This is a genomic window from Enterobacter sp. 241F3 (assembly GCF_034106785.1).
Classification (GTDB): Bacteria; Pseudomonadota; Gammaproteobacteria; order Enterobacterales; family Enterobacteriaceae; genus Enterobacter; species Enterobacter vonholyi.
Map to the genome: position 1 here is coordinate 120,387 of NZ_JAWNDD010000006.1, position 23,947 is coordinate 144,333.

The following is a 23,947-nucleotide window of genomic DNA, read 5'->3' on the forward strand; positions in this document are numbered from 1 at the left end:
TCGGCAAATTAATGAAAAATATAATTGATGATAGCGTCAGAATGACGCCTGCACGGAATAAGTCCCTGCATATGGGGTTACTCCTGTGGCCCCATTTCTCTCTTTTCGCATATTCAGGATTAATAGAGGCGTTACGTATTGCTTCCAGCGTCCAGAAGCGTAGCCAGAAAATACGCTTTAAACTCAGCCTGATAAGCACTTACCCCGACTTACCGGTAGTGAGCAGCTCAGGGCTCAGCGTGCGGCCCGAGGCCGCCCATGCGCCGCCCGGCGACTTCGACTATATTGCGGCGATCGGCGGAAGTCTTGCTCATCTTCACCTGGGACACCGTGGCGACAGAGCGTTTCTCACGGATGCTCATCACAACAACGTTCCCCTGATTGGTATTGGTACCGGCAGCTTTATTCTGGCGGAGGAAGGCTTACTGAACGAGCGCCGCGCCTCGATTCATCCGCATCACCATGACGTTTTCACGCAACGTTTTCCGCAGGTTTATGCTGAGCAAAGCCTCGATTTTATCGACGAAGGCGATGTGCTGACCTGCGCGGGGGGGATCTCAACGCTCACCCTGATAACGGCGCTGATCCGCGCCCACGGGGGAGACGACATTGCGGCCACCACCTCCCGGCGGCTGTCCCTTCCTCCGCATGATGCCGCCACGCCGCGGCCCGCGAATATCGCCATGATCCCTGATTCGCGCCTGCGCAGGGCGGTGACGATCGTCGAACAGTATCTGACTCACCCGCTGAACGCCGCCAGGCTCGCGCAGGACGTTAAGCTGAGCGAACGTCAGCTTAATCGCCTGTTTCACGCCGAGTTTGGCAAAACGGCGCGGGAGTTTATTCGCAGCGCCAGGCTGCGCTATGCCTGCTGGCTGCTGAAAAACTCTCAGCAAAGCGTTACGGATATCGCGCGACGGATGCGGTTTAGCGACTGCGCCCACTTTATTCGTCATTTTCAGAGCGAGTACGGCTGCACGCCGGGGGTATGGCGCATGTCGCAGAACTGATGCACCTATTTCGTGCTTTCTTCGTAGGGTTTTACTGGCTCGCCTGGATAGACTTCCGTTAAAAGCCTAACGGAGGGAAGACGACATGAACTGGCAGCCTTTTCGCGGCGATGCGCCGGAAAATATGACGATTTTCAGCGCGTCATTTCCCGACGTCAGTGACCAGTGGCCGATGAAAGACGATGCTGCCCGTGAGATCGCCTCCCTTGACCGCGCTCTAAAAGCCGAGCCAGCGCTCCGCCCTCCGAAGGTAGAATACGACGAAGGGGGGCTGGCCGTGCTTGTCACCCAGAACCGCTATTCCGAACAGGCCTTCCGCAACCGCCCGGCGCTCACCGCGTGGCGCACCCGGCTGGTGCCCTCCGCGCTGGCGCTGTTTGTGGTGCAAAACCCGCTGGAGGACCGCCTGCCCGACGGCACGAAAATGGACAGCGACAGCCGCCAGTGGTTTATCCACGCTAACGATGCGGTTGGCGTGCGTTCCCGCGCCCGGGTGCTGGCCGCGCTGGTGGATAGGTACATTCACAATGAAAGCGAGAACAACTGGGTCAGCCTCGCGAGCGGCGCCGCTATCCCGGTGCTGGAGGCGCTGCGCGAAGCAAAGCTTGATGGCCAGCAGGTCTATCTCACGCTGGTTGACAAAGACCCGGTGGCGCTGAGCTGGGCGGAAACCATGGCGGCGCAGGAAGGCATTGTGGTGGGCGAACAGCTGACACTGCTCAGGCGCAACCTGCTCCATACGCTGGTGCGTAACGAGGACCTGCTGCTGGAGCTGGGCGAGCATCAGGCCGAACTGGTTGACGCGCTGGGGATTTTCGAATACTTCAACGATACCGATGCGGTGATTTTTCTCCAGCGCGCGCTGCGGCTGGTCAAGCCCGGCGGGGCGGTGATTGTGTCGAACATGCTCACCAGCAGCCCGCACATTGACTTTGTTCTGCGGTGTATCGGCTGGGAGGATATTCACCCGAGGTCGTTACAGCAGCTGCAGGATATTCACCTCGCGGCGGGCGTGCCGGTGGAAAACGTCACCGTGGTGGTGCCGAAGGATGGGGTGTACGCGGTGATGGAGATTAGGGGTTAGCGCGATCTGTTCCCTCTCCCTGAGGGAGAGGGTGAGGGGGAACAGGGCGCACGGAGTAACTTGAATTAACGTCCTAAACCGCACATGATCCGCCCCATGAAAATTGAAACCGCACTCCCCACACACTTCGAACGTCTGGTCGCGATCTGGGAATCCTCCGTCCGCGCCACCCATCACTTTTTACAGGAAAGCGATATTGCGGCGCTGCGTCCGTTATTGCTTAACGCCTATCTGCCTAACCTCAACGTTTTCATTGCCCGTGATGAAACAGGCGTTATTCACGGCTTTTTAGGCGTGGATGAAAACCGCATTGAAATGCTGTTTGTTGATGATGCGAGCCGGGGTAAGGGCGTCGGGAAATTGCTGCTGCAACACGCCATCGCAGCGTTCGGCGCGAACGAAGTGGATGTGAATGAGCAGAACCCGCAGGGCGTCGCGTTTTATCGCCATATGGGGTTTGAGCAGGTCGGGCGCTCGGAAGTGGACGGGCAGGGGAATCCGTTTCCGTTGCTGCATATGCGGTTGAATCGGGATTAGCGCTTAGCCTGCGTATCCCATTTTAATAAGCCGATGATATCTTTCTCACCCTCGGCTTCTTTCAGTAGGCGCTGCTTCTTTTCATACTCAATGTATTCTGAGCACGCCTTTTCATCAGCCGCTTTCTTGCTGATTTTGCCTGCGCCTTCTAAAACGTCCCGGTCATTAAATTGCAGGAACTGATCCAGTTTGGTTTGCCAGTCTCGTAAAAATACCTGCTTGCGGCGTTTGGCCTGATCTTCGGCAAAATCGAGCCACATGTTAACGACGCGATTAAGTTCGCTCACCTCATCCTGAGACAGATAATTTTTTGCAGTGGTGACATCGCTTTTACGAACTTCTTCGCCTTTATAGCTTGTCAGCCCCATATGCGGTTGAGTGGCATCGGCGCGCTGGTGAATCAACTCAGCAGCGGTGTGGCCCGTGCAGGCAAAATGCAGTTTATTCTGGATGGTCTGGAAGAATTGCGTGGTTTCTTTGAGTGACGGCTGATAGTCAGCGGCTAATGCAAAAATTTCCCTTACGCGAAGGTAGACCCGACGTTCGCTGGCCCGTATATCGCGAATGCGTTCCAGCATTTCATCGAAATAGTCAGGTACGGCGGATGATCCGACAGGTGGATTTTTCAGGCGCTCGTCGTCCATAACGAAGCCTTTTACCAGATATTCCTGCAGCGTTTGGGTGGCCCATTGTCGGAACTGGATGCCTCGAGACGAGCGCACCCGGTAGCCGACAGCTAGTATTGCTTCTAGATTGTAGTGCTCTATCTCTCTGGAAACCTGACGTTTTCCTTCCTGACGAACTAACCGGAATTTCCGGATAGTTGAATTTTGATCAATTTCGCCATCAGAAAATATATTCATCAGATGCTCGTTGATAGTTCGAACATCTTTACCGTACAGCTCGGCCATTGCTGCCTGGGATAACCAGATCGTGTCTGATTCGAAGCGACATTCGACACGAACTCTTCCGTCACCGCTGGCAAACATAATAAATTCGCCTGCTGGAGATTGGATTACGTCTTTATCTGCCATGTCTCCCCTCCACATCCTCAACGATTAACGCACCAGGCACTTAGTATGCCAGAAACAGCCGCTAAGCCAGGTAGTTTGTATTTGATTTTGCGAGGCGCTTTCCAGGACGTGGAGTTTGAATCGCCGCAAGCGCGTTCTCTATCTCAATAAGCTTTGCTTTCGTCCGTTTATAATCATCCTGCAACCTCTGCTCCTGCTCGTTATACGCCACCAAAACGATGCATCCCTTCATGACCTCTACCGTGAACTGCTGCCCGGTATCAAAACCCGCCGCGCGTAGCCACTTGCCGGAAAGGATGATTTTCGGCGTGGATTTGTCGAAAACATTCGGGCGGTATCCCACAATTAACGAACGCTCGGTTCCGGATTGGTCGGTGTCTGGGGTAGAATGCGAATCAGCCATAATCAACTCCTTGATAGTTGGTGAGGTTAGACGCTCTTTAATGCTTCAACCCTGCTAGGCGTTGCTAGATTTTCAAATCCATGTGGTAAGTACCACATGCAGATAAGCCAACCGAAGTGGTACCTACCACGCAAGAGAAAAAGAAACCAAATTTTGACCGTACCAAAAGCACGATGAAGAACATCCGGTTCGAGGATGAGCTTTTAGAAAAGATTGAAAAGGCGGCGGGGAAAGGGAATTTTAGTAAGTGGGTGAAAGAGGCATTTTGGCTAAGATTAAATGAAAAAATTAAATTATAAATCTTGAGCGCTTGAATTAAATAGGGGGCTGATGAACAATATTCATCAGCCTATTGACGTGCTAATTAAGCCATCCGTCTTTGATTTTATCAATGAACCCTATTATTGTCGTAAGTGCTGTTGCTATTTTGGCTGTATTTTCTGCAGTTGTTGCGCCTGATTCAATTGCAGACTGTGTCCTCTTCAAAAATCCATCAGCCTGGGTAACTGCTCTCTTGGCATCAAGAGTGGTGTTAGCCTCCATGGCATCGTCAATTGATTTTACTAATTCGTTAATTTCTGAAGATTTATCCACTAGCAGTGTGGATAATTCGGTAAGTTGGCTCTTTATGTTTTCAAGATCTTTTCCTGTAGCCATGGATTCTGACCTGCCAGAGTAGGATTCACATTCACAGATATTTTTCTTGCAGACTGGGCAACCGTCTAAATAGTAATCTTTAAATGCATCACCTAAGCTTCTTTTCGGACATTTGATTCCCCATGCAGAGAAAATCCAAGCTGCTACATCTGCAATTTCCTCTGCCAAATTAGAGATATTCCCACTGTTTTTTATAACTGCAGAATAAGCTTCCTGCGTTTCGCCTAATTCTTCAAAAATCCTTGAAAAATGGTAGAAACTGCCAAATATTTTCCAAACTGCACCGTTTGAGGGGTAGATGTCGTTAATATTACTTACTGCTTTATCAATTAATCTTCTGTTTAAGGTATGAGTGTTTTGAAGTGAAAGGAATTTCTCATTCAATTCGTGCCTTGCTGCATATGCTGCTAAATTTCCTGCTGGTTGTTTATGTGTTTGGACGCACTCACATGTAGATTTAAGGCAATAGGGACATGCATCAGGAAATTTTTTATAAAATGCTTCATTTAAATTAATATCAAACTTTGATGCCAAAGTGAATAACCAAGATAAGCTTTGAATGAAGCTTTTTTCAAACTCACCATCGCGAAGAATTGCTCGTGAAAGAAAGGATACCTTTCTTACAAGAAATGAATATATATAGTCTGGATCCTTGCTTTCATTCGCATTTCCATACATTTGTTCCAAAAAAAGTTGGTAGTCATTTATTGTTTGTAACTTAGTGATTTCCACTCTTATTCCCTCTTAAATTGAATGATGAACAGATTATATAATACACAGTGCGACATTGTATTGCACTCACATTCAATGAATTTATATAATATATCTTTACCAAGAAAGGCTAAATGAAGGGCGAATATATTTGTAAGATACCTTACTAAGAAGCTTAATTTTTGGCGGAAGATCACAGGAGTCGAACCTGCCCGGGAACGCTGGCGTCCCCAACTGGATTTGAAGTCCAGCCACCTCACCGGAGATGACGATCTTCCGCGCCTCGATTGCTACATGGAGGCGGGGCGCATTATAGCTACTTTCAGGCATTTACCACATACCCCACACCACTTTTTTCACTTCTCTTTTGACCTGTACCCCCCTGTTTCAGCTAATTCCTAAGAAAATCCTCAGGTTAGCCTTTTGTGCTCTCCAACATTTATCGCGATCACAAAAAACAAGAAACGTAATCTGCTAACCAGAAAACGCAATACCCGCTCCTGAAACAATGGTTTAAAACTCTGTAACCGGTCTCAGCGCCCCCTACAGCGTGAAGGATAAAAAAAGATGAGCGAAGTATTGTCAGTAAAAGAGAAGATTGGCTACGGCATGGGAGACGCCGCCAGCCACATCATTTTTGATAACGTCATGTTGTACATGATGTTTTTCTACACCGATATTTTCGGCATTCCCGCCGGGTTTGTCGGCACCATGTTCCTGCTGGCGCGCGCGCTGGATGCGATCTCCGACCCGTGCATGGGGCTGATTGCCGACCGCACCCGCAGCCGCTGGGGCAAGTTCCGCCCGTGGATTTTGTTCGGCGCGATCCCGTTCGGCATCGTCTGCGTGCTGGCCTACACCACGCCGGACCTCAGCCTTAAAGGCAAAATGGTTTACGCCGCCGTTACCTACACCCTGCTGACCCTGCTCTATACCGTAGTGAACATCCCGTACTGCGCGCTGGGCGGCGTGATCACCAACGACCCGACGCAGCGTATCTCCCTTCAGTCCTGGCGCTTTGTGCTGGCGACGGCGGGCGGCATGCTCTCCACGGTGCTGATGATGCCGCTGGTGAACCTGATTGGCGGCGACGATAAGGCGCTCGGCTTCCAGGGCGGGATCGCCGTGCTGTCGGTGGTCGCGTTCCTGATGCTGGCGTTCTGCTTCTTTACCACCAAAGAGCGCATCCAGGTGCCGCCGAGCACCACCTCTATGCGGGAAGACCTGCGCGACATCTGGCACAACGACCAGTGGCGCATCGTCGGCGTGCTCACCATCCTCAACATCCTCGCCGTCTGCGTGCGCGGCGGCGCGATGATGTACTACTGCACCTGGATCATGGGCTCGCCGGAGGTGTTCGTCGCTTTCCTCACAACCTACTGCGTCGGCAACCTGATTGGCTCCGCGCTGGCGAAACCGCTCACCGACTGGAAGTGCAAGGTCAGCATCTTCTGGTGGACCAACGCCGCGCTGGCGGTGGTCAGCGTGGCGATGTTCTTCGTGCCGATGCACGCCACCGTGCTGATGTTCGCCTTTATCTTCGTCATTGGCGTATTGCACCAGCTGGTGACGCCGATTCAGTGGGTGATGATGTCCGATACCGTCGACTACGGCGAATGGACCAACGGCAAGCGCCTGACCGGCATCAGCTTTGCGGGCACGCTGTTCGTACTGAAGCTCGGCCTGGCGCTGGGCGGGGCGATGATCGGCTGGATGCTGGCAGGCGGCGGCTACGACGCGGCGGCCAAAACCCAGAACAGCGCGACCATCAGCATCATTATCGGCCTGTTTACCCTGGCGCCGGCGGTCTGCTACGTGCTGAGCGCCATCATCGCCAAACGCTACTACACGCTGAAAACCCCCTTCCTGACCAAAATCCTGGGCGAGCTGGCGCAGGGCGCGCGCCGCAACCAGCAGGAGTTTGAAAACCTGCCGGTCAGCAAAGAATTGCAGAACTAAGAGGACGAAAGCATGAAAATCAGTGATGGAAACTGGCTTATTCAACCGGGCCTGAACGTGACGTATCCGGTTCAGGTTTTCGACGTGGAGCAGCAGGGCAACGACCTGGTGGTGTTTGTTGCGCCGCGCGACGTGCGCGAACGCACCTGGCAGCTCGACACGTTGATGTTCACGGTGCGCCTGTTTGCCCCGCAGGAAGGGATTATCGGGGTGCGCATCGAACATTTCCAGGGCGCGCTGAATAACGGCCCGCACTATCCGCTGAACGTTCTGAAAGACGTGAAGGTAGAGATTGAAAACAACGCCGATTTTGCCGAGCTTAAAAGCGGAAGCGTCAGCGCGCGCGTCACCAAAGGTGAGTTCTGGGCGCTGGATTTCCTGCGCAACGGCCAGCGCATTACCGGCAGCCAGCTGAAAAACAACGGCTACGTGCAGGACAGCAATACCGATCGCAATTACGTGTTCGAGCGTCTGGATCTGGGCGTGGGCGAAACGGTCTACGGCCTGGGCGAGCGCTTTACCGCGCTGGTGCGCAACGGCCAGACGGTCGAAACCTGGAACCGCGACGGGGGCACCAGCACCGAGCAGTCCTACAAAAATATCCCGTTCTACCTGACCAACCGCGGCTACGGCGTGCTGGTGAATCATCCCGAGAACGTCTCGTTTGAAGTTGGCTCCGAGAAGGTCTCCAGGGTGCAGTTCAGCGTGGAAGGGGAATATCTGGAATACTTCGTGATCGACGGCCCGACGCCAAAAGAGGTATTAAACCGCTATACGCAGTTCACCGGGCGTCCGGCGCTGCCGCCTGCGTGGTCGTTCGGCCTGTGGCTGACCACCTCGTTCACCACCAACTACGACGAAGCGACGGTGAACAGCTTTATCGACGGCATGGCCGAGCGCGACCTGCCGCTGCACGTGTTCCACTTCGACTGCTTCTGGATGAAGGCCTTCCAGTGGTGCGACTTCGAGTGGGACCCGGTGACCTTCCCGGATCCGGAAGGGATGATCCGCCGCCTGAAAGAGAAAGGGCTGAAGGTCTGCGTGTGGATCAACCCGTACATCGGCCAGAAATCCCCCATCTTCCGGGAGCTGAAAGAGAAGGGCTACCTGCTCAGGCGCCCGGATGGCTCCCTGTGGCAGTGGGACAAATGGCAGCCGGGGTTGGCGATTTATGACTTCACCAATCCGGACGCGTGCCGGTGGTATGCCGACAGGCTGAAAGGCCTGGTAGATATCGGCGTCGACTGCTTCAAGACCGACTTTGGCGAGCGTATCCCGACCGACGTCCAGTGGTTTGACGGATCCGATCCGCAGAAGATGCACAACCACTACGCCTACATCTACAACGAACTGGTGTGGAGCGTGCTGAAAGAGACGGTGGGTGAAGAAGAGGCGGTGCTGTTTGCACGCTCCGCGTCCGTGGGTGCGCAACAGTTCCCGGTTCACTGGGGCGGCGACTGCTACGCCAACTATGAGTCGATGGCCGAAAGCCTGCGCGGCGGGCTGTCGATTGGCCTGTCCGGCTTTGGGTTCTGGAGCCACGATATCGGCGGGTTCGAAAACACGGCCCCGGCGCACGTCTACAAGCGCTGGTGTGCGTTCGGGCTGTTCTCCAGCCACAGCCGCCTGCACGGCAGCAAATCCTACCGCGTGCCGTGGGCATACGATGACGAGTCCTGCGACGTGGTGCGCCACTTCACCCAGCTGAAGTGCCAGCTGATGCCGTACCTGTATCGTCAGGCGGCGCTGGCCCGCGAGTTCGGCACGCCGATGCTGCGCGCGATGATGCTGGAATTTCCGGACGATCCGGCGTGCGATTACCTCGACCGCCAGTACATGCTGGGGGATTCGGTGATGGTCGCGCCGGTGTTCTCCGAGGCGGGCGACGTGCAGTTCTACCTGCCGGAAGGACGCTGGACGCACCTGTGGCACAACGACGAAATTCAGGGCAGCCGCTGGCATAAGCAGCAGCACGATTTCATGAGCCTGCCGGTCTACGTGCGCGACAACACGCTGCTGGCGCTAGGCAACAATAACCAGAAGCCGGACTATGCGTGGCACGAGGGAACGGCCTTCCAGCTGTTTAACCTGGACGATGGCGTAACGGCGGTGAGCGAAGTCCCTGCGGCGGACGGCTCCGTGGCGTTTACGCTGAAGGCGTCACGTCGGGGCGACATCGTGACCTTTACCGGCGCGGGAGACGCGCAAAACTGGTCGGTGTGCTTGCGCAACGTGCAGAAGGTGAGCGGCGTGAAGGGCGGTTCGCATGCGGGCAGCGAGTGGGGTGTGGTGGTGAAAGCGGAGGGCGATGAGGTGGTGGTTCACCTTTAATTCCCCTCACCCTAACCCTCTCCCCAAAGGGGCGAGGGAATGGTTTGCTCCCTCTCCCTTTCAGGGAGAGGGCTGGGGTGAGGGTGGTGTTGAAACCACCCCGCCCGTCATCGTCTGCTGCACCTGCTGTTTATCCATATTCACCGCGCTCAGCTTACCATTCACCGTCGGCTTCAGCGGAGCATTCGCCTGCACGCTGCCGCTGGCGGTGAGCTGAATATTGCCGTCGCCCGTAATCGGCAGAGCAGGCCAGCCCCACTGCTGCAGCACGTTGAGCGGTACGCCGCGCCCGTCCAGGCTTACCGTGGTCTGCCGCTGCGGGAGTTGTGAAACGGTCGCCGTGGCTTCCAGAATGCCTTTTTCGGTAAATGCGCTCAGGTCGGCAATGTTCACCGTGGCGGCGTTGGCATTCAGCGCCAGCGACGGGCGGCGCACGTCGACGCGGTTAAAGGTCGCCGCCGCGCCGTTCAGGGTTGCGCTCCCGCCCCAGACGCCCCACTGGCGATCTTTGACCAGCTGCAGGTTTGCGCCATAGCCGTCCAGAGAGGTGATCTGCCAGGGGAAGGCGGGATCGATGTCGATCACCAGGTTACGGCTCAGGCCGAATTTTTGCAGCGTGACGCTGTTCAGCCATTCCGGCAGAGGCTCCATCCACAATGTTTTCCAGTTCTGCGGCAGGGTGTACTCCAGTCCGGCGATGGCGACATCGTCCAGCACCAGCGCTTTACCGTCGCGTAGCCAGTTGCCCGAGGTGCGTACCATGCCGCCCTCCCAGCGGGAGGTGAACTGACGCAGCGCCATGCCCTGCGGGGAAAACTCCGCATTCAGGATCGGGTCGAAAAGATGCAGCGAGCCGTAGATAAACTCGCTGGCGTTCATGGACAGACGACCTTCCTGGCTCTGCCAGTCACCTTTGCTTAGCGTCAGGTTGCGCAGGCTTAAGTCGAGATCGGTCACCGCCCAGTCCGGACCCTGAAGCCGGGCGTCGGTCACGTCCAGACGACCAATCTGCAAAGAGGGAATGGTGGCCAGCGGCGCGAAGAACGCCGTTAGCGTTTTATCGCTCTGCAGGCGGATCTCGTTCAGGCGCATCGTATCGATAATCCAGCTCCCGTCGGCGTTGCGCAGGGCGGAGCCGGTGAGTGAGCCACGAGCCATGTCGGCGCCAATCGTTTTCAGCACCACCTCCTTGCCGTTAAGCTGGCCCTCGATCAGCACGTTGGTGGCCGGTACGCCGTTCAGGGTCAGCGATCCTGCGCTCATCTGGATTTGCGCATTATGCCCCAGCACGTTGCCGGCTTCCGGCTGCCATGGGCTGACGCCGCCCGTGACCTTCTGCGCGCTCAAATCCCATTCGGTATTCGGGCTGTTAAACGCCATGTTGTTCAACTGCAGGCGATCCGCCTGGAAAGGCAGCGGTGCCGTCTGGGGCGAGAGATTCAGCGTGCCGTCGAAGAGGGTGATGGTGTCCATGTGCAGCGGATCGGTTATCTGACGGCTGCTCAGGCCAATATCGACTTTTTTGGCTACCAGCGTGGCGGGTTTACCGTCCCGACCAAAGGTGACGTTTTCCAGAATGATGTGGGAAGGCGACGAAAAGCGGTGATTCATCTTGTCGAAACTGAGTTCGTAGTCGGTATTCACCGTTACCCAGCTGCTGACCTGAGACGCGCCCCAGCGGGTCTGGAGCAAAATGTAGAACGCCAGCAGCACAATGAGCAGGGCTACCAGAAGATAGATGAGGAGCTTTCCAATAAATTTCATGGTCTTCCATCCCGCAAAACGCACATAAGGGAGTTATGCACGATTTATGCGCAATCCTCAAGGCGGGAATGGTGTAATTCGATGTCACGGCAGGCATTGACTGCCTGCCGTGAGAGAAATCAATTTTTCTCAGGCGGGAAAACGAGGTTTAGCACGATAGCGGTGATACCGCCCGCAGCAATGCCGGAAGAGAGCAGGTTTTTCACCCAGTCAGGGGCGAACTGCAGGATCAGCGGCTGCTGGGAAACGCCCAAACCAACGGCCAGCGACAGCGCGATAATCATGATCGCGCGGCGGTTCAGCGGCTCGCGGGAGACGATACGCACGCCGGAGGCTGCGATAGTCCCGAACATCACCAGCGTTGCGCCGCCCAGCACCGGCTCTGGGATGTGCTGCACAAAGCCGCTTACCGCCGGGAACAGGCCGAGAACGATCAGCATTAGCGCCACCACAAAACCGACGTAGCGGCTGGCCACGCCGGTCAGCTGGATGACGCCGTTGTTTTGACCGAAGCAAGAGTTCGGGAAGGTGTTGAATACCGCAGAGACAAACGAGTTCAGACCGTTCGCCAGCACGCCGCCTTTCAGTCGCTTCATGTACAGCGGGCCGGACACCGGCTGCTCGGAGACGTCTGAGGTAGCGGTGATGTCGCCGATGGTTTCCAGAGAGGTGATCATAAAGACCAGCATCAGCGGCAGGAGCAGACCCCAGTCAATGCCCAGACCGTAGTACAAAGGCGTGGGGACGACGATCAGCGCGCTGTTGGTCGGCGCGGTGTTCTCCGGCAGCATGCCCAGCGCCCAGGCCAGCAGGTAACCCGCCGCCATGGCGATCACCAGCGAGGCGACGCGCAGGTAAGGGTTACGCTGACGGTTAAGCAGAATAATGATCGCCAGCACGACGCCTGCCAGCAGCAGGTTTTTCGGCGCGCCGAAGGTATGGTCGCTCATCGCGGCATAGCCGCCACCGATGGAGGTAAGGCCCACCTGAATCAGCGACAGGCCGATAATCATCACGACGACGCCGGAAACCAGCGGGGTGATGACGCGGCGAGCCAGATGCAGAACGCGGGAGATCACCATCTCCGTACAGCTGGCCAGCATCAGCGTGCCGAACAGCGCCGCCATCATGGTCGGAACATCCGCACCGCCGGTTTTCAGCGCCGTACCGCCCATGATCAGCGGTGCCACGAAGTTAAAGCTGGTGCCCTGAATCGACAACAAACCCGACCCCACCGGACCCCACGCTTTAATTTGAATAATCGAGGCCACGCCGGAGGCGAAAAGAGACATGCTGATAATGTGCTGCGTGTCCTGCGCCGGTAAGCCGAGCGCCTGGCAAATCAGCAGCGCCGGAGTGATCACCGCAACAAACATAGCCAGAAGATGCTGGCAGGCAGCGAAAAGCGTTTGCGGCAGCGGCGGGCGGTCTTCAAGGCGGTAAATCAGTTCGCTATTTTGCTTCTGCGCAATCGGTTGCGCATCAGGCGACTCTATGGTGTTAACGGACATCGGCGGCAATCCCACGGTGGAAAAGCGGGCATTTTATCTGACCACCTGGTAAAAGCAAACGATTGCCAGCAAAAAAAGGCAAGAAATTCTGCCGCTGTGAGCAGGTTTTCTACAACGCATCGGGAAAAAAAATTACACTTTTTGCGCCGGGGGCTCATGAAGAGCGCAAACCGGCCCAGGATAACGCCGCGTGTGTATGGAACACGCGCAAAAAAGGAGCCTTCTATGATTCATCTCGATACGTTGTCGACCCTTGTTGCCGCAACGCTGGTCTTACTGCTTGGTCGTAAGCTGGTACATAGCGTTTCCCTTCTGAAAAAGTACACCATTCCTGAACCCGTCGCCGGCGGCCTGCTGGTAGCGCTGGCCCTGCTGGTGCTGAAAAAAAGCCTGGGCTGGGAAATAGATTTTGATATGTCCCTGAAAGACCCGCTGATGCTGGCCTTCTTTGCCACCATTGGCCTGAATGCCAACCTGGCGAGCCTGCGCTCGGGCGGTAAGGTGCTCGGCGTATTCCTGATTGTGGTGGTGGGGCTGCTGCTGATGCAAAACGCCATTGGCATCGGCATGGCAACGCTGCTGGGGCTGGATCCGCTGATGGGGCTGCTGGCGGGGTCGATTACCCTTTCGGGCGGTCACGGAACCGGGGCCGCGTGGAGCAAGCTATTCATCGAACGCTACGGCTTTGAAAACGCGACGGAAGTAGCGATGGCCTGTGCCACCTTTGGCCTGGTGCTGGGTGGCCTGATTGGCGGCCCGGTGGCGCGTTATCTTGTGAAGCACTCTACCACGCCGGACGGCAGGCCGGACGATGAGCTGGTGCCTACCGCCTTTGAAAAGCCGGACGTTGGGCGCAGTATCACCTCGCTGGTGCTGATTGAAACCATCGCGACGATCGCCATCTGCCTGACCGTGGGCAAAGTGGTTGCGCAATGGCTGGCGGGCTCCGCGTTTGAGCTGCCGACGTTTGTTTGCGTGCTGTTTATCGGGGTGATCCTGAGCAACGGTCTGGCGCTGATGGGCTTCTACCGCGTGTTTGAAAGGGCGGTGTCGGTGCTCGGCAACGTCTGCCTGTCGCTGTTCCTGGCGATGGCGCTGATGAGCCTCAAGCTATGGGAGCTGGCCTCGCTGGCGCTGCCGATGGTGGCGATTCTGGCAGTGCAAACCCTGTTTATGGCGCTGTACGCTATGTTCGTCACCTGGCGCATGATGGGCAAAAACTACGATGCGGCGGTGCTGGCGGCGGGTCACTGCGGGTTTGGTCTGGGGGCAACCCCAACGGCCATCGCTAACATGCAGGCGATCACAGAACGGTTCGGGCCATCGCACATGGCGTTTCTGGTGGTCCCGATGGTCGGGGCGTTCTTTATTGATATCGTCAACGCGCTGGTGATCAAGCTATACCTGATGCTGCCGATGTTTGCCTGAAATCAGGCGTTGGAATACCGCTCGGTTTCCGGCATCCAGCGCTCAATTAACGCTGCCGCCTGTTCGGGGTAGCGTTCATGAATGTGGCGCGCAAGGCGCTGAACTTCCGGGATCATAGCCTGATCGCGCAGCAAATCCGCCACTTTGAATTCGGCGTTCCCCGTCTGGCGCGTGCCCAGCAGTTCACCCGGGCCGCGGATCTCCAGGTCTTTTTGCGCAATCACAAAACCGTCGTTGCTGTCGCGCAGCACCTGCAACCGCATCTGGGCGGTTTTCGAGAGCGGGGCTTTGTAGAGCAGGACGCAGTGGGAGGCTACCGCGCCGCGGCCAACGCGCCCGCGCAGCTGGTGGAGCTGGGCAAGACCCAGGCGCTCCGGGTTTTCGATAATCATCAGGCTGGAGTTCGGGACGTCCACGCCCACTTCAATGACCGTCGTGGCGACCAGCAAATGCAGCTCGCCCTGCTTAAACGACTGCATCACCGCCTGTTTTTCAGCGGGCTTCATGCGTCCGTGAACCAGACCCACGTTCAGCTCCGGCAGCGCCAGCTTGAGTTCTTCCCACGTGGCTTCGGCAGCCTGCGCTTCCAGCAGTTCAGACTCCTCGATCAGCGTACAGACCCAGTAGGCCTGACGTCCTTCGTGGGTGCAGGCGTTGCGCACGCGGTCAATAATATCGCTGCGACGCGTGTCAGGAATCGCGACCGTCGTCACCGGCGTCCGCCCCGGCGGCAGTTCGTCGATAGTGGAGGTATCCAGATCGGCGTAGGCGGTCATTGCCAGGGTGCGCGGGATCGGCGTGGCGGTCATGATCAGCTGATGCGGGTGGAAGCCCTGTTGAAGGCCTTTTTCCCACAGCGCCAGACGCTGATGGACGCCAAAGCGGTGTTGTTCATCGATAATCACCAGCGCAAGGCCGCTGAATTGCACCTGCTCCTGGAAGATAGCGTGCGTGCCGACAATCATCTGCACCTGCCCGCTGGCGATGGCTTCCTGCTGCGCAAGTCGCGCTTTGCCTTTTTGCTTCCCGGCAAGCCAGCCCACTTCAATCCCCAGCGGCGCGAACCAGGCGCGGAAATTGTTGGCGTGCTGTTCAGCCAGCAGCTCGGTCGGCGCCATAAGCGCGACCTGTTTACCGTGGGCAATCGCGCGCAGGGCTGCCAGCGCGGCAACCAGCGTTTTACCGGACCCTACATCGCCCTGCACCAGGCGCATCATCGGCACGTCGAGCGCCATATCGCGTTCAATCTCAGCGGTGACGCGCGCCTGCGCGCCGGTGGGTTTAAACGGCAGAGAGGCCAGCAGCTTATCTTTGAGCGCATCATTCTGGCTTAAGGGCTGAGCGTGGAAGCGCTGCGCGCCCGCACGAAGCGCCAGCATGCTCAGGTTATGCGCCAGTAATTCCTCAAGGATAAGACGCTGTTGGGCGGGGTGTTTGCCGCTTTCTAAATCGCTGAGCTGCAGCGTTGGCGGCGGACGGTGCAGGGTTCGCAGCGCCTCGGGCAGGCTCATCATGCCCTGCGCCAGCTCGGGCGGCAGCAGCTCGGTAATGGCGCAGGTATCCAGTAGCTCCAGCGCCTGATCGGTGAGCTTACGCAGCGTCGCCTGCTTGATGCCTTCGGTCGTCGGGTAAACCGGGGTGAGCGTCTCCTGCAGCTCTGGCGTGCTGAGATCGCCCTGCACGCGGTACTCCGGGTGGATCATCTCTGCGCCGTATTTCCCGCGTTTGGCTTCACCATAGGCCAGCACCCTGCGGCCCGTCGCCAGGCTGTTTTTCATCGCCGCGCTGAAGTTGAAAAAACGCATGGTAAGAATGCCGGTGCCGTCGCTGATCTGGCAGGTCATCATCCGGCGTCCGCCGAAGGTGATATTGCAGTTCAGTACTTCGCCTTCAACGGTGGCGTAAATGGCGGGAAGGAGATCGCCAATCTTATAGAGCTGGGTGCGGTCTTCGTAACGCAGGGGGAGGTGAAGCAGGAGATCCTGCACGGTGTGCAGGCCAATTTTCGCCAGCTTATTGCTTTGCGCCGCGCCCACGCCCGTCAGGCTGTTAAGCGGGATGGCATCCAGCAGGCGGCCTTTCATCGCTTACCCAGCGTACTGCATGGTGGCCCACCACTCGGCATCGGCTTCAATTTCGCCCTGCGCGTTGACGTGGGGGTAAGGCAATTTTTTCTGCTTCGCAACGCGAGCCAGCACCGGATAACCACCTTCAAACAGCAGGCGCTGCTGTTCATCTTCCGGCAGCATGCTGTTGCTGCGCTCGTACATCCCCGCGTTCTGACGCTGGCGCTGCGCTTCATAAAGAATGAGCGCGGACGCCACGGAGACGTTGAGAGACTGGACCATGCCGATCATCGGAATGATGATGTCCCGATCCGCCAGATCCAGCGCTTCCTGGGAGATCCCGGTTTTCTCCTGACCCATTAAAATGCAGGTCGGGCGGATGTAGTCGATCTCGCGGAAATCTACGGCTTTAGCGGACAGGTTAGTGGCAAGGATCTGCATCCCGCGCCCTTTCAGGTGCGATACGGCTTCGCCAATGGTGTGATGATTTTTGACGGACACCCAGCTGTTGCTGCCTGCCGCCGCTGAGACCGTATTTCGCATACGGCCGTCCGGCCAGACGGCGTGCACTTCATGCACACCGACAGCATCTGCGGTACGGACGATGGCAGAGACGTTATGAGGTTTATGCACCTGCTCCATGCAGACCGTCAGGTCAGGCTGACGCCTGGCGAGCATTTCGCAGATACGTGCATAACGTTGTGAATTCATAAACCTAGTTTCGGTTTCGGGTGACTTTAATCACGTCCGGCATGACGCGGATCTTGCGCATAATATTCGCCAGATGTACGCGGTCGCGGGCGGTCAGACGAATAAAGGCGCTATAAACGCGGCCATCTTTTTCTTCCGTATTCAGACTCTGAATGTTGGAAGAGGCCGTGTTGATCGCTGCCGTCAGGTTCGCCAGGGCACCCTGGTGGTTGAACATATCCACCTTAATTTCGGTGATAAATTCCTGCGCGGTCTCTTTATCCCACTCGACCGCCATAAACTTCTCGGCTTCTTTCTGGTAGCCGCGAATGTTACGACAGGATTCATGGTGGATAACCAACCCTTTGCCCGGGCTGACGTGCGCAATAATCGGGTCGCCAGGAATTGGGCGGCAACATTTTGCGAAGGTGATCAGTACCCCGTCCGCGCCTTTAATCGGCAAATGAGCATGGCCAGATGCGCCTGGAGCAGAAGGTGTCGCTTCGCCCTGCTGCAAGTTTTTCGCTACTACGACGCTCATAGCGTTGCCCAGACCAATTTCCGCCAGCAGATCGTCCAGAGACGTGAGCTTCATTCGGTCGAGTTCGCGCTGGATATGCTCCGGTGGGATCTCAGCCAGCTTACGGCTACCGCCCAACGCGTGGTTGAGCAGCCGACGTCCCAGACTGACGGAATCATCACGCTTGAGGTTTTTCAGCAGCTGGCGAATTTTGGCGCGTGCTTTGGAGCTTACGACAAAGTTCAACCAGGCCGCGTTCGGACGTGCGCCCGGCGCGGTAATAATTTCTACCGTCTGGCCGCTGGAGAGCGGCTGAGACAGCGGATAAGGCTGTCTGTCGACGCGCGCGCCGACGCAGGCATGCCCGATATCGGTATGCACGGCGTAAGCGAAGTCGACCGGCGTTGCGCCCGCAGGCAGTTCGACAATGCGACCTTCTGGGGTGAAAACGTAAATCTCATCCGGGAAGAGATCGGATTTAACGCTCTCGATAAATTCAAACGAGCTGCCCGCACTCTGCTGAAGTTCCAGCAGGCTCTGCATCCAGCGCTGGGCGCGGATTTGTGCGGTCGTACTGCTTTCGCCGCCGTGCTCTTTATAGGCCCAGTGTGCGGCTACACCCATCTCTGCCATCTGGTCCATGTCTTCGGTGCGAATTTGCACCTCAACAGGCACGCCGTGCGGCCCGATCATCGAGGTGTGCAAAGATTGATAGCCGTTCGCTTTTGGAATGGCGATATAATCTTTCATGCGCCCCGGACGCGGCTTGTAGAGGCTGTGCATCTGCCCCAGCACGCGATAACAGGTGTCCGAGTCATGGACGATCACGCGGAAGGCGTAGATATCCATGATCGAGTGAAAACGTTGCTCTTTGAGCACCATTTTGCAGTAGATGGAGTACAGGTGTTTCTCGCGACCGCTAACGCGGCACGGAATTCCCGCTTCCTGCAAGCGCCCTTCGATTTCAGAGAGGATTTTTTGAATCATCTCTTTACGGTTACCGCGTGCGGCTTTCACCACCTCTTTAATGACGCGATAACGGTTCGGGTACAATGCTTCAAAACCCAGCTCTTCCAGCTCGGTTTTAATGTGGTGAATACCTAAACGGTGCGCCAGCGGGCTGTAAATTTCGAGGGTTTCACGGGCAATGCGGCGACGTTTATCCGGGCGAAGTGAGCCCAGCGTGCGCATGTTGTGGGTGCGGTCAGCGAGTTTGATGAGAATGACGCGGATATCCTGCACCATCGCCATAATCATCTTGCGGAAGTTTTCGGCTTGCGCCTCTTTCTTGTCGCGGAAATTCAGCTTATCAAGCTTAGAGACCCCTTCCACCAATTCGGCAACGCTTTTGCCAAACAGCTGTTCCATGTCCTGATAAGTGGCAGGGGTATCTTCGATCACGTCATGCAGCAGAGCGGCCATCAGCGTTTCGTAGTCGAGTTTCATCTCGGCCAGAATACAGGCCACCGCTACCGGGTGCGTGATATAGGGTTCACCGCTTGAACGTGTCTGGCCCTCGTGAGCGTCACGTGCAACGAGATACGCCTGCTGAAGACGCTTAATCTGGTCTTCAGGCAGGTAGGTTTGAATCAGTTGATTCAGGCTTTCAAACAGATACAAGGGCGACCCGCAGGTTTAATTAACGACGACCTTCAGCAATAGCGGTTACGGCCTGCAGTTCTGCGGCTTCCTGCTCTTGCTGCTCCTGGCGCTCACGCACGTCGAGGATCTGGTTGTTGATCAGACCTTCTTCGATTTCGCGAAGTGCAATAACGGTGGTTTTATCGTTTTCTTCCGGTACCAGCGGATCTTTACCGCCTACCTGCATCTGACGAGCGCGACGCGCGGCGACCAGCACCAGGTCAAAACGGTTACCAATTTTCTCTACAGCGTCCTGAACAGTTACGCGTGCCATACTTAAAATGCTCCACAGGTGAAGAAATGACTGGGCATGATACTGAAAGTGGGTTCAGTCTGCCAACAGTTTGGTGATTAATGCGTCATGTCGCTGCTTCTGGCGGCTCATACGCAGACGTTCTGCACGAAGAATGGTTTTGAGATCGCTCAGCGCGGCATCAAAATCATCATTCACAATTAGGTAATCATATTCCGCGTAATGGCTCATTTCTGCAACAGCCTGTTCCATACGCTTTGCGATCACTTCTTCGCTGTCCTGGCCGCGCCCACGCAGGCGGCGATCCAGCTCATCTTTCGATGGCGGTAAAATAAAGATACTGCGGGAGTCAGGCATTTTCTTGCGAATTTGCTGCGCACCCTGCCAGTCGATATCCAGGAACACATTCACGCCCGTGGCCAGAACCTGCTCAATGGTTTCACGCGAGGTACCGTAGTAATTACCGAAGACTTCAGCGTGTTCAAGAAACGCGTCTCTGCCGATCATCGCTCTGAATTCGTCGTGATCCACAAAGAAATAGTGTTCACCGTGCACTTCACCCGGACGCGGCGCTCGCGTGGTATGAGAAACAGAAACCTGTGTGTCGTACAACGGTTGGGTTTTTAACAGTGCCTGAATAAGGCTGGATTTACCCGCGCCGCTAGGGGCAGAAACAATATAAAGCGTGCCTTGAGCCATGAGAGTCTTTTGTATGTGTTAACGAAGAAGTCCTACATACGGGCTTATTATACACGTCACCGCCGTGTGACGTAGTCTTTGTCACACTTTTTCCCTCGGATTATTGAATTTTGCGTGCCGTTTTCAGGTTTTATCTGGGGTTTTCAGCAACCAAAAGAAACACCGGATAGCGTCTCGCATTGTGAAACGTTGCCGTTAGCCTTGTTTCAGGCATCAGGGTATACCTCCTGCAATGCAAAGGAGGGGTAGCGATGTGGCGATGGATAAGCGGGGTAATGTTGTTGTGGTGTGGCTATGGCGCGGCGGTTTGCCCAGTGTGGTCGCAGGCAAAAGCAGAGAAAGAGATGGCGTCGTTAAGCGCGCAAATCAAACGCTGGGATAACGCTTACTGGAAGGAGGGGGTGAGCGAGGTCAACGACGAAGTTTACGACCAGCTTCACGGGCGGTTAACGCAGTGGCAGCACTGTTTCGGCAGCGAGCCTTCAGAAGAGAAACTCCCTAATCTGACGGGGAGCGTAAAACATCCTGTCGCCCATACGGGCGTACATAAAGTGGCCAGCAAAGAGACTCTGAGACAGTGGATGCTCGCTCGGCAACATCTGTGGATGCAGCCCAAAGTTGACGGTGTGGCGGTAACGCTGGTCTATCGTGACGGAAAGTTGACCCAGGCCATCAGTCGAGGTGATGGCCTGAAAGGGGAAGACTGGACCGATAAGGTACGTTTAATCCCGTCTGTTCCGCAAAAGCTCACCGGCAAGTTGGCAAATAGCGTCTTACAGGGCGAGCTTTTCTGGTTAAGCGACAATCACGTTCAGCGGCAGATGGGCGGGATGAATGCTCGCGCAAAAGTTGCGGGTGCGATGATGCGGCAAAAGGATAACGCGCTATCGAATAAGCTCGGCGTATTCATCTGGGCCTGGCCGGACGGACCGAAAGAGATGCATACATCTCTAGCTGAACTGTCTCAGGCTGGTTTTACGCTGTCGGCACGGTATACGTTACCCGCCGATTCTGTTGATGCCGTCGAGAAACAGCGCGCGGCCTGGCACGTAACCGCATTACCCTTTGCCACGGATGGCATTGTGGTGCGTTCGGAGAATGAACCCGCGGGCGAAGATTGGTTACCGGGAGAAGGCAGCTGGGTCGTCGCGTGGAAATATCCTCCTGCAGCCCAGGTCGCCGAGGTGAGTGATATTCATTTTTCCGTGGGACGAACGGGCAAAATTTCCGTTGTAGCAGCGCTGGAACCCGTGCAACTGGATGATAAAAAGGTGCAGCGGGTGAGTCTGGGCTCGGTTGAGCGCTGGCAGGGGCTGGATATTGCCCCGGGGGATCAGATCCAGATCAGCCTGGCCGGGCAAGGTATCCCCCGATTTGATAAGGTGCTCTGGCGCGGGACTGACAGACATAAACCAGAGCCTCCGGCCCCACGTTATCATTCTCTTAGCTGTTTCTATGCTTCACCGGAGTGTATGGAACAGTTCTTTGCCCGACTGACCTGGCTTAGTTCAAAGCAGGTACTTGATATTGATGGATTAGGCGAGTCAGGCTGGCGAACCCTCTGGCAGGCGCATCATTTTGAACATCTCTTTTCGTGGCTGTTATTAACGCAGGCGCAGCTGCAGGCTGTACCGGGATTTTCCTCTGCGCGCGGGCTGGCGCTCTGGCACCGATTTAATCTGGTGCGCGAGAAGCCTTTTATCCGCTGGCTCATGGCATTGGGTGTGCCAATGTCGCAGTCTTCGCTGAAGGCAATGGGAGACATATCGTGGCAGAAGATGAGCGGGCGCAACGCAAAGGACTGGCAGACCCTGCCGGGAACGGGAGAGGAGAAAGCGCGACAAATTATTAACTGGCTGCACGCGCCTCAAATTGATGTGCTGGCGAAATGGCTCGCTGAACAGCACATCAATGGGTTCTGAAGCTAGTGTGCGCTGTGTTTGTAATGAAAAACGGGCAGCCCGAGCTTCAGACGCAGCGCCAGCATGCGGGCCGTAAAGCCAAACAGCAGCGTCGAGATGACCACCACGTCATGGTTAGAAACATAATGCTGCAGAGCGATATAAAGCACCGCTGCCGCAAAGGAAATGCCAGCATACAGCTCTTTTTGAAAGACCAGAGGAATACGTTTGCAGAACATATCGCGCAGCACGCCGCCGAATACGCCCGTGACCACGGCAGCAATGGTGGCGATTACCGGGCCTTCCCCCATATCGAGCGCGATTTGCGCACCGATGATCGAAAATACGATCAGCCCCAGCGCATCAAGCACCAGGAACAGGCGGCGAAGATGGGGCATAACGGGCGCCACGATGGTGGTTAACACGGCGGCCGTTGCCACGATAATCACGTACTCAGGGTGTTTAACCCAGCCGAGCGGGTAATGGCCAAGCAGAATATCGCGCACGGAACCGCCGCCCAGTGCGGTCGCTGTAGCAATAATGATTACGCCGAAGGTGTCCATACGGCGACGTCCGGCGGCAAGTGCGCCGGTCATGGCTTCTGCGGTGATGCCAATGAGATAAAGGATGTGAAGCAGCATATATCCTCCGGTGTGAACGCGGGGGAGGTTAGCGATTTGTGCGCAAGATCACGATTGAGATTTTCTAAGGCGACCTGGTTTGCCCTATAAATTTTTATCAGGATAGGATGAATGAGCTTGATGAGCGGCGGTAAGAAACAAAAATAGGTGCTGAGATGGATTAGAAATAGTAATGGGTGGCACCATCGACACCACCCGAAATGCGTTACTCAATATTCTGGATCTGCTCGCGCATCTGCTCAATCAGCACTTTCAGCTCAATCGCTGAATTCGTCACTTCTGCATTGATTGATTTAGACGCCAGGGTGTTCGACTCGCGGTTGAACTCCTGCATCATAAAGTCCAGACGGCGGCCCACAGCTTCTTTCTTCTTCAGAATGTTGTAGGTTTCTTTAACGTGCGCTTCCAGACGGTCCAGCTCTTCAGCGACATCGATACGCTGCGCCATCAGCACCAGCTCTTGTTCCAGACGGGTGTTTTCCAGCTGAACTTCCGCTTCTTCCAGTTTGGCGACAAGACGCTCGCGCTGCCATTGCAGCACTTCTGGCATATGGGCGCGGACTTTGGCTACTTCGGTGCTCACGCCTTCAAGGCGCTGCTCAATCATCGCTTTCAGCGCCTGGCCTTCGGTTTCACGGGCAACGATAAAGTCGTCCAGCGTGCCGTCGAGGGCTGCCAGGATTTCAGCGGCAATGGCATCCAGGTCCTGTTCACCGGCGGCCATGACGCCAGGCCAGCGCAGAATATCAACCGGGTTGATTTCGCCTTCATCGCTCTGCATTTTGACCCAGTTCGCCGCATTCACGAGCTGTTTCGCCAGTTTTTCGTTGAGGATCAGTTCGCCCTGAGCGCTGGCATCAGGCTCAAAGCGCAGGTTACATTCCACTTTCCCGCGCGTCAGACGCGTACGGATACGTTCACGTACGACAGGCTCAAGGCTGCGGAACTGCTCCGGCATACGGAAATACGTTTCCAGGTAACGCTGGTTTACCGAGCGCATTTCCCATGTGGCGCTACCCCAGCTACCCTTGATTTCACGCCGGGCGTAGGCGGTCATACTGCGGATCATAGACATTCCCGTTTTTAAAGGAGATATGGGGGGATTAT

The 23,947-nt window shown here is 56.0% G+C and carries 20 protein-coding genes and 1 tRNA gene; 8 read left to right on the top strand and 13 right to left on the bottom strand.

Annotated elements, in window-relative coordinates; translation table 11 throughout:
* Window positions 1–71 precede the first annotated feature (71 nt).
* From UR504_RS16360 to UR504_RS16370, 3 genes are all read left to right on the top strand, one after another.
* Window positions 72–1,010, top strand: a complete 939-nt coding sequence (locus UR504_RS16360; protein WP_320739948.1) for a GlxA family transcriptional regulator — start codon at window positions 72–74, stop codon at window positions 1,008–1,010.
* An 85-nt stretch (window positions 1,011–1,095) separates the two neighbouring features.
* A complete protein-coding gene (locus UR504_RS16365; protein ID WP_320739912.1) occupies window positions 1,096–2,094 on the top strand; it encodes a class I SAM-dependent methyltransferase in 999 nt (332 codons plus the stop codon).
* Between the two features lie 96 nt (window positions 2,095–2,190).
* Complete coding sequence (locus tag UR504_RS16370) at window positions 2,191–2,631, top strand: acetyltransferase (RefSeq protein WP_302237193.1); 441 nt, start codon at window positions 2,191–2,193, stop codon at window positions 2,629–2,631.
* Here the strand turns inward: UR504_RS16370 and UR504_RS16375 are convergent.
* Together UR504_RS16375 and UR504_RS16380 are read right to left on the bottom strand one after the other, a co-directional pair.
* Window positions 2,628–3,665, bottom strand: coding sequence for a virulence RhuM family protein (locus UR504_RS16375; protein ID WP_302237196.1), 1,038 nt, complete (start codon window positions 3,663–3,665; stop codon window positions 2,628–2,630). The genes UR504_RS16370 and UR504_RS16375 overlap by 4 nt on opposite strands.
* A gap of 61 nt (window positions 3,666–3,726) precedes the next feature.
* Window positions 3,727–4,068 (bottom strand): SymE family type I addiction module toxin, encoded by a 342-nt coding sequence (locus UR504_RS16380; RefSeq protein ID WP_302237199.1) that lies wholly within the window; start codon window positions 4,066–4,068, stop codon window positions 3,727–3,729.
* Between the two features lie 116 nt (window positions 4,069–4,184).
* On the opposite strand from UR504_RS16380, the gene UR504_RS16385 reads away from it, so the two are divergent.
* Window positions 4,185–4,367 (top strand): YlcI/YnfO family protein, encoded by a 183-nt coding sequence (locus UR504_RS16385; RefSeq protein WP_127729074.1) that lies wholly within the window; start codon window positions 4,185–4,187, stop codon window positions 4,365–4,367.
* A gap of 61 nt (window positions 4,368–4,428) precedes the next feature.
* Here UR504_RS16385 and UR504_RS16390 read toward each other — a convergent pair whose 3' ends face one another.
* Both UR504_RS16390 and UR504_RS16395 read right to left on the bottom strand, forming a co-directional pair.
* On the bottom strand, window positions 4,429–5,457 hold the full coding sequence (locus tag UR504_RS16390; RefSeq protein ID WP_143344472.1) for a hypothetical protein: 1,029 nt from the start codon (window positions 5,455–5,457) through the stop codon (window positions 4,429–4,431).
* Window positions 5,458–5,619: 162 nt separating this feature from the next.
* Window positions 5,620–5,714 (bottom strand) — tRNA-Sec (locus UR504_RS16395).
* Window positions 5,715–6,003: 289 nt separating this feature from the next.
* Here UR504_RS16395 and UR504_RS16400 point away from each other — a divergent pair.
* Together UR504_RS16400 and yicI are read left to right on the top strand one after the other, a co-directional pair.
* Window positions 6,004–7,395: a glycoside-pentoside-hexuronide family transporter gene (locus tag UR504_RS16400; RefSeq protein WP_320739918.1), complete on the top strand. Its 1,392-nt coding sequence runs from the start codon at window positions 6,004–6,006 to the stop codon at window positions 7,393–7,395.
* 12 nt (window positions 7,396–7,407) lie between these two features.
* Complete coding sequence (gene yicI / locus UR504_RS16405) at window positions 7,408–9,726, top strand: alpha-xylosidase (RefSeq protein WP_302237212.1); 2,319 nt, start codon at window positions 7,408–7,410, stop codon at window positions 9,724–9,726.
* Between the two features lie 60 nt (window positions 9,727–9,786).
* On the opposite strand, the gene UR504_RS16410 is transcribed toward yicI, so the two are convergent.
* Entirely contained in the window at window positions 9,787–11,490 is a 1,704-nt protein-coding gene (locus tag UR504_RS16410) for an AsmA family protein (RefSeq protein WP_320739921.1), read from the bottom strand.
* A 119-nt stretch (window positions 11,491–11,609) separates the two neighbouring features.
* Complete coding sequence (xanP, locus tag UR504_RS16415) at window positions 11,610–13,001, bottom strand: xanthine/proton symporter XanP (protein WP_023309879.1); 1,392 nt, start codon at window positions 12,999–13,001, stop codon at window positions 11,610–11,612.
* 225 nt (window positions 13,002–13,226) lie between these two features.
* Between xanP and gltS the strand changes: the two genes are divergently transcribed.
* The gene (gene gltS / locus UR504_RS16420; protein WP_133293503.1) at window positions 13,227–14,429 is read left to right on the top strand and encodes a sodium/glutamate symporter; all 1,203 of its coding nucleotides are present in this window, start codon (window positions 13,227–13,229) and stop codon (window positions 14,427–14,429) included.
* A gap of 2 nt (window positions 14,430–14,431) precedes the next feature.
* Here the strand turns inward: gltS and recG are convergent, their stop codons facing one another.
* Genes recG through gmk form a run of 5 tightly spaced genes read right to left on the bottom strand, consistent with a single transcriptional unit; the run spans window position 14,432 to window position 20,298 of the window.
* Window positions 14,432–16,513: an ATP-dependent DNA helicase RecG gene (gene recG / locus UR504_RS16425; protein WP_302237222.1), complete on the bottom strand. Its 2,082-nt coding sequence runs from the start codon at window positions 16,511–16,513 to the stop codon at window positions 14,432–14,434.
* A gap of 3 nt (window positions 16,514–16,516) precedes the next feature.
* Window positions 16,517–17,206 carry a tRNA (guanosine(18)-2'-O)-methyltransferase TrmH gene (gene trmH, locus UR504_RS16430; protein ID WP_302237224.1) on the bottom strand — a complete coding sequence of 230 codons (690 nt, stop codon included), beginning with the start codon at window positions 17,204–17,206 and terminating at the stop codon, window positions 16,517–16,519.
* A 4-nt stretch (window positions 17,207–17,210) separates the two neighbouring features.
* Window positions 17,211–19,325 (bottom strand): bifunctional GTP diphosphokinase/guanosine-3',5'-bis pyrophosphate 3'-pyrophosphohydrolase, encoded by a 2,115-nt coding sequence (spoT, locus tag UR504_RS16435; RefSeq protein ID WP_111964293.1) that lies wholly within the window; start codon window positions 19,323–19,325, stop codon window positions 17,211–17,213.
* A 19-nt stretch (window positions 19,326–19,344) separates the two neighbouring features.
* Window positions 19,345–19,620, bottom strand: a complete 276-nt coding sequence (rpoZ, locus tag UR504_RS16440; RefSeq protein ID WP_000135058.1) for a DNA-directed RNA polymerase subunit omega — start codon at window positions 19,618–19,620, stop codon at window positions 19,345–19,347.
* Between the two features lie 54 nt (window positions 19,621–19,674).
* Entirely contained in the window at window positions 19,675–20,298 is a 624-nt protein-coding gene (gene gmk / locus UR504_RS16445) for a guanylate kinase (RefSeq protein WP_010426438.1), read from the bottom strand.
* 251 nt (window positions 20,299–20,549) lie between these two features.
* Here gmk and ligB point away from each other — a divergent pair, with 251 nt between their 5' ends.
* A complete protein-coding gene (ligB, locus tag UR504_RS16450) occupies window positions 20,550–22,220 on the top strand; it encodes an NAD-dependent DNA ligase LigB (RefSeq protein ID WP_302237229.1) in 1,671 nt (556 codons plus the stop codon).
* A gap of 2 nt (window positions 22,221–22,222) precedes the next feature.
* Here ligB and UR504_RS16455 read toward each other — a convergent pair whose 3' ends face one another.
* A complete protein-coding gene (locus tag UR504_RS16455; protein WP_023334014.1) occupies window positions 22,223–22,840 on the bottom strand; it encodes a trimeric intracellular cation channel family protein in 618 nt (205 codons plus the stop codon).
* A 205-nt stretch (window positions 22,841–23,045) separates the two neighbouring features.
* Window positions 23,046–23,909, bottom strand: coding sequence for a YicC/YloC family endoribonuclease (locus UR504_RS16460; RefSeq protein WP_090420358.1), 864 nt, complete (start codon window positions 23,907–23,909; stop codon window positions 23,046–23,048).
* Window positions 23,910–23,947 lie beyond the last annotated feature (38 nt).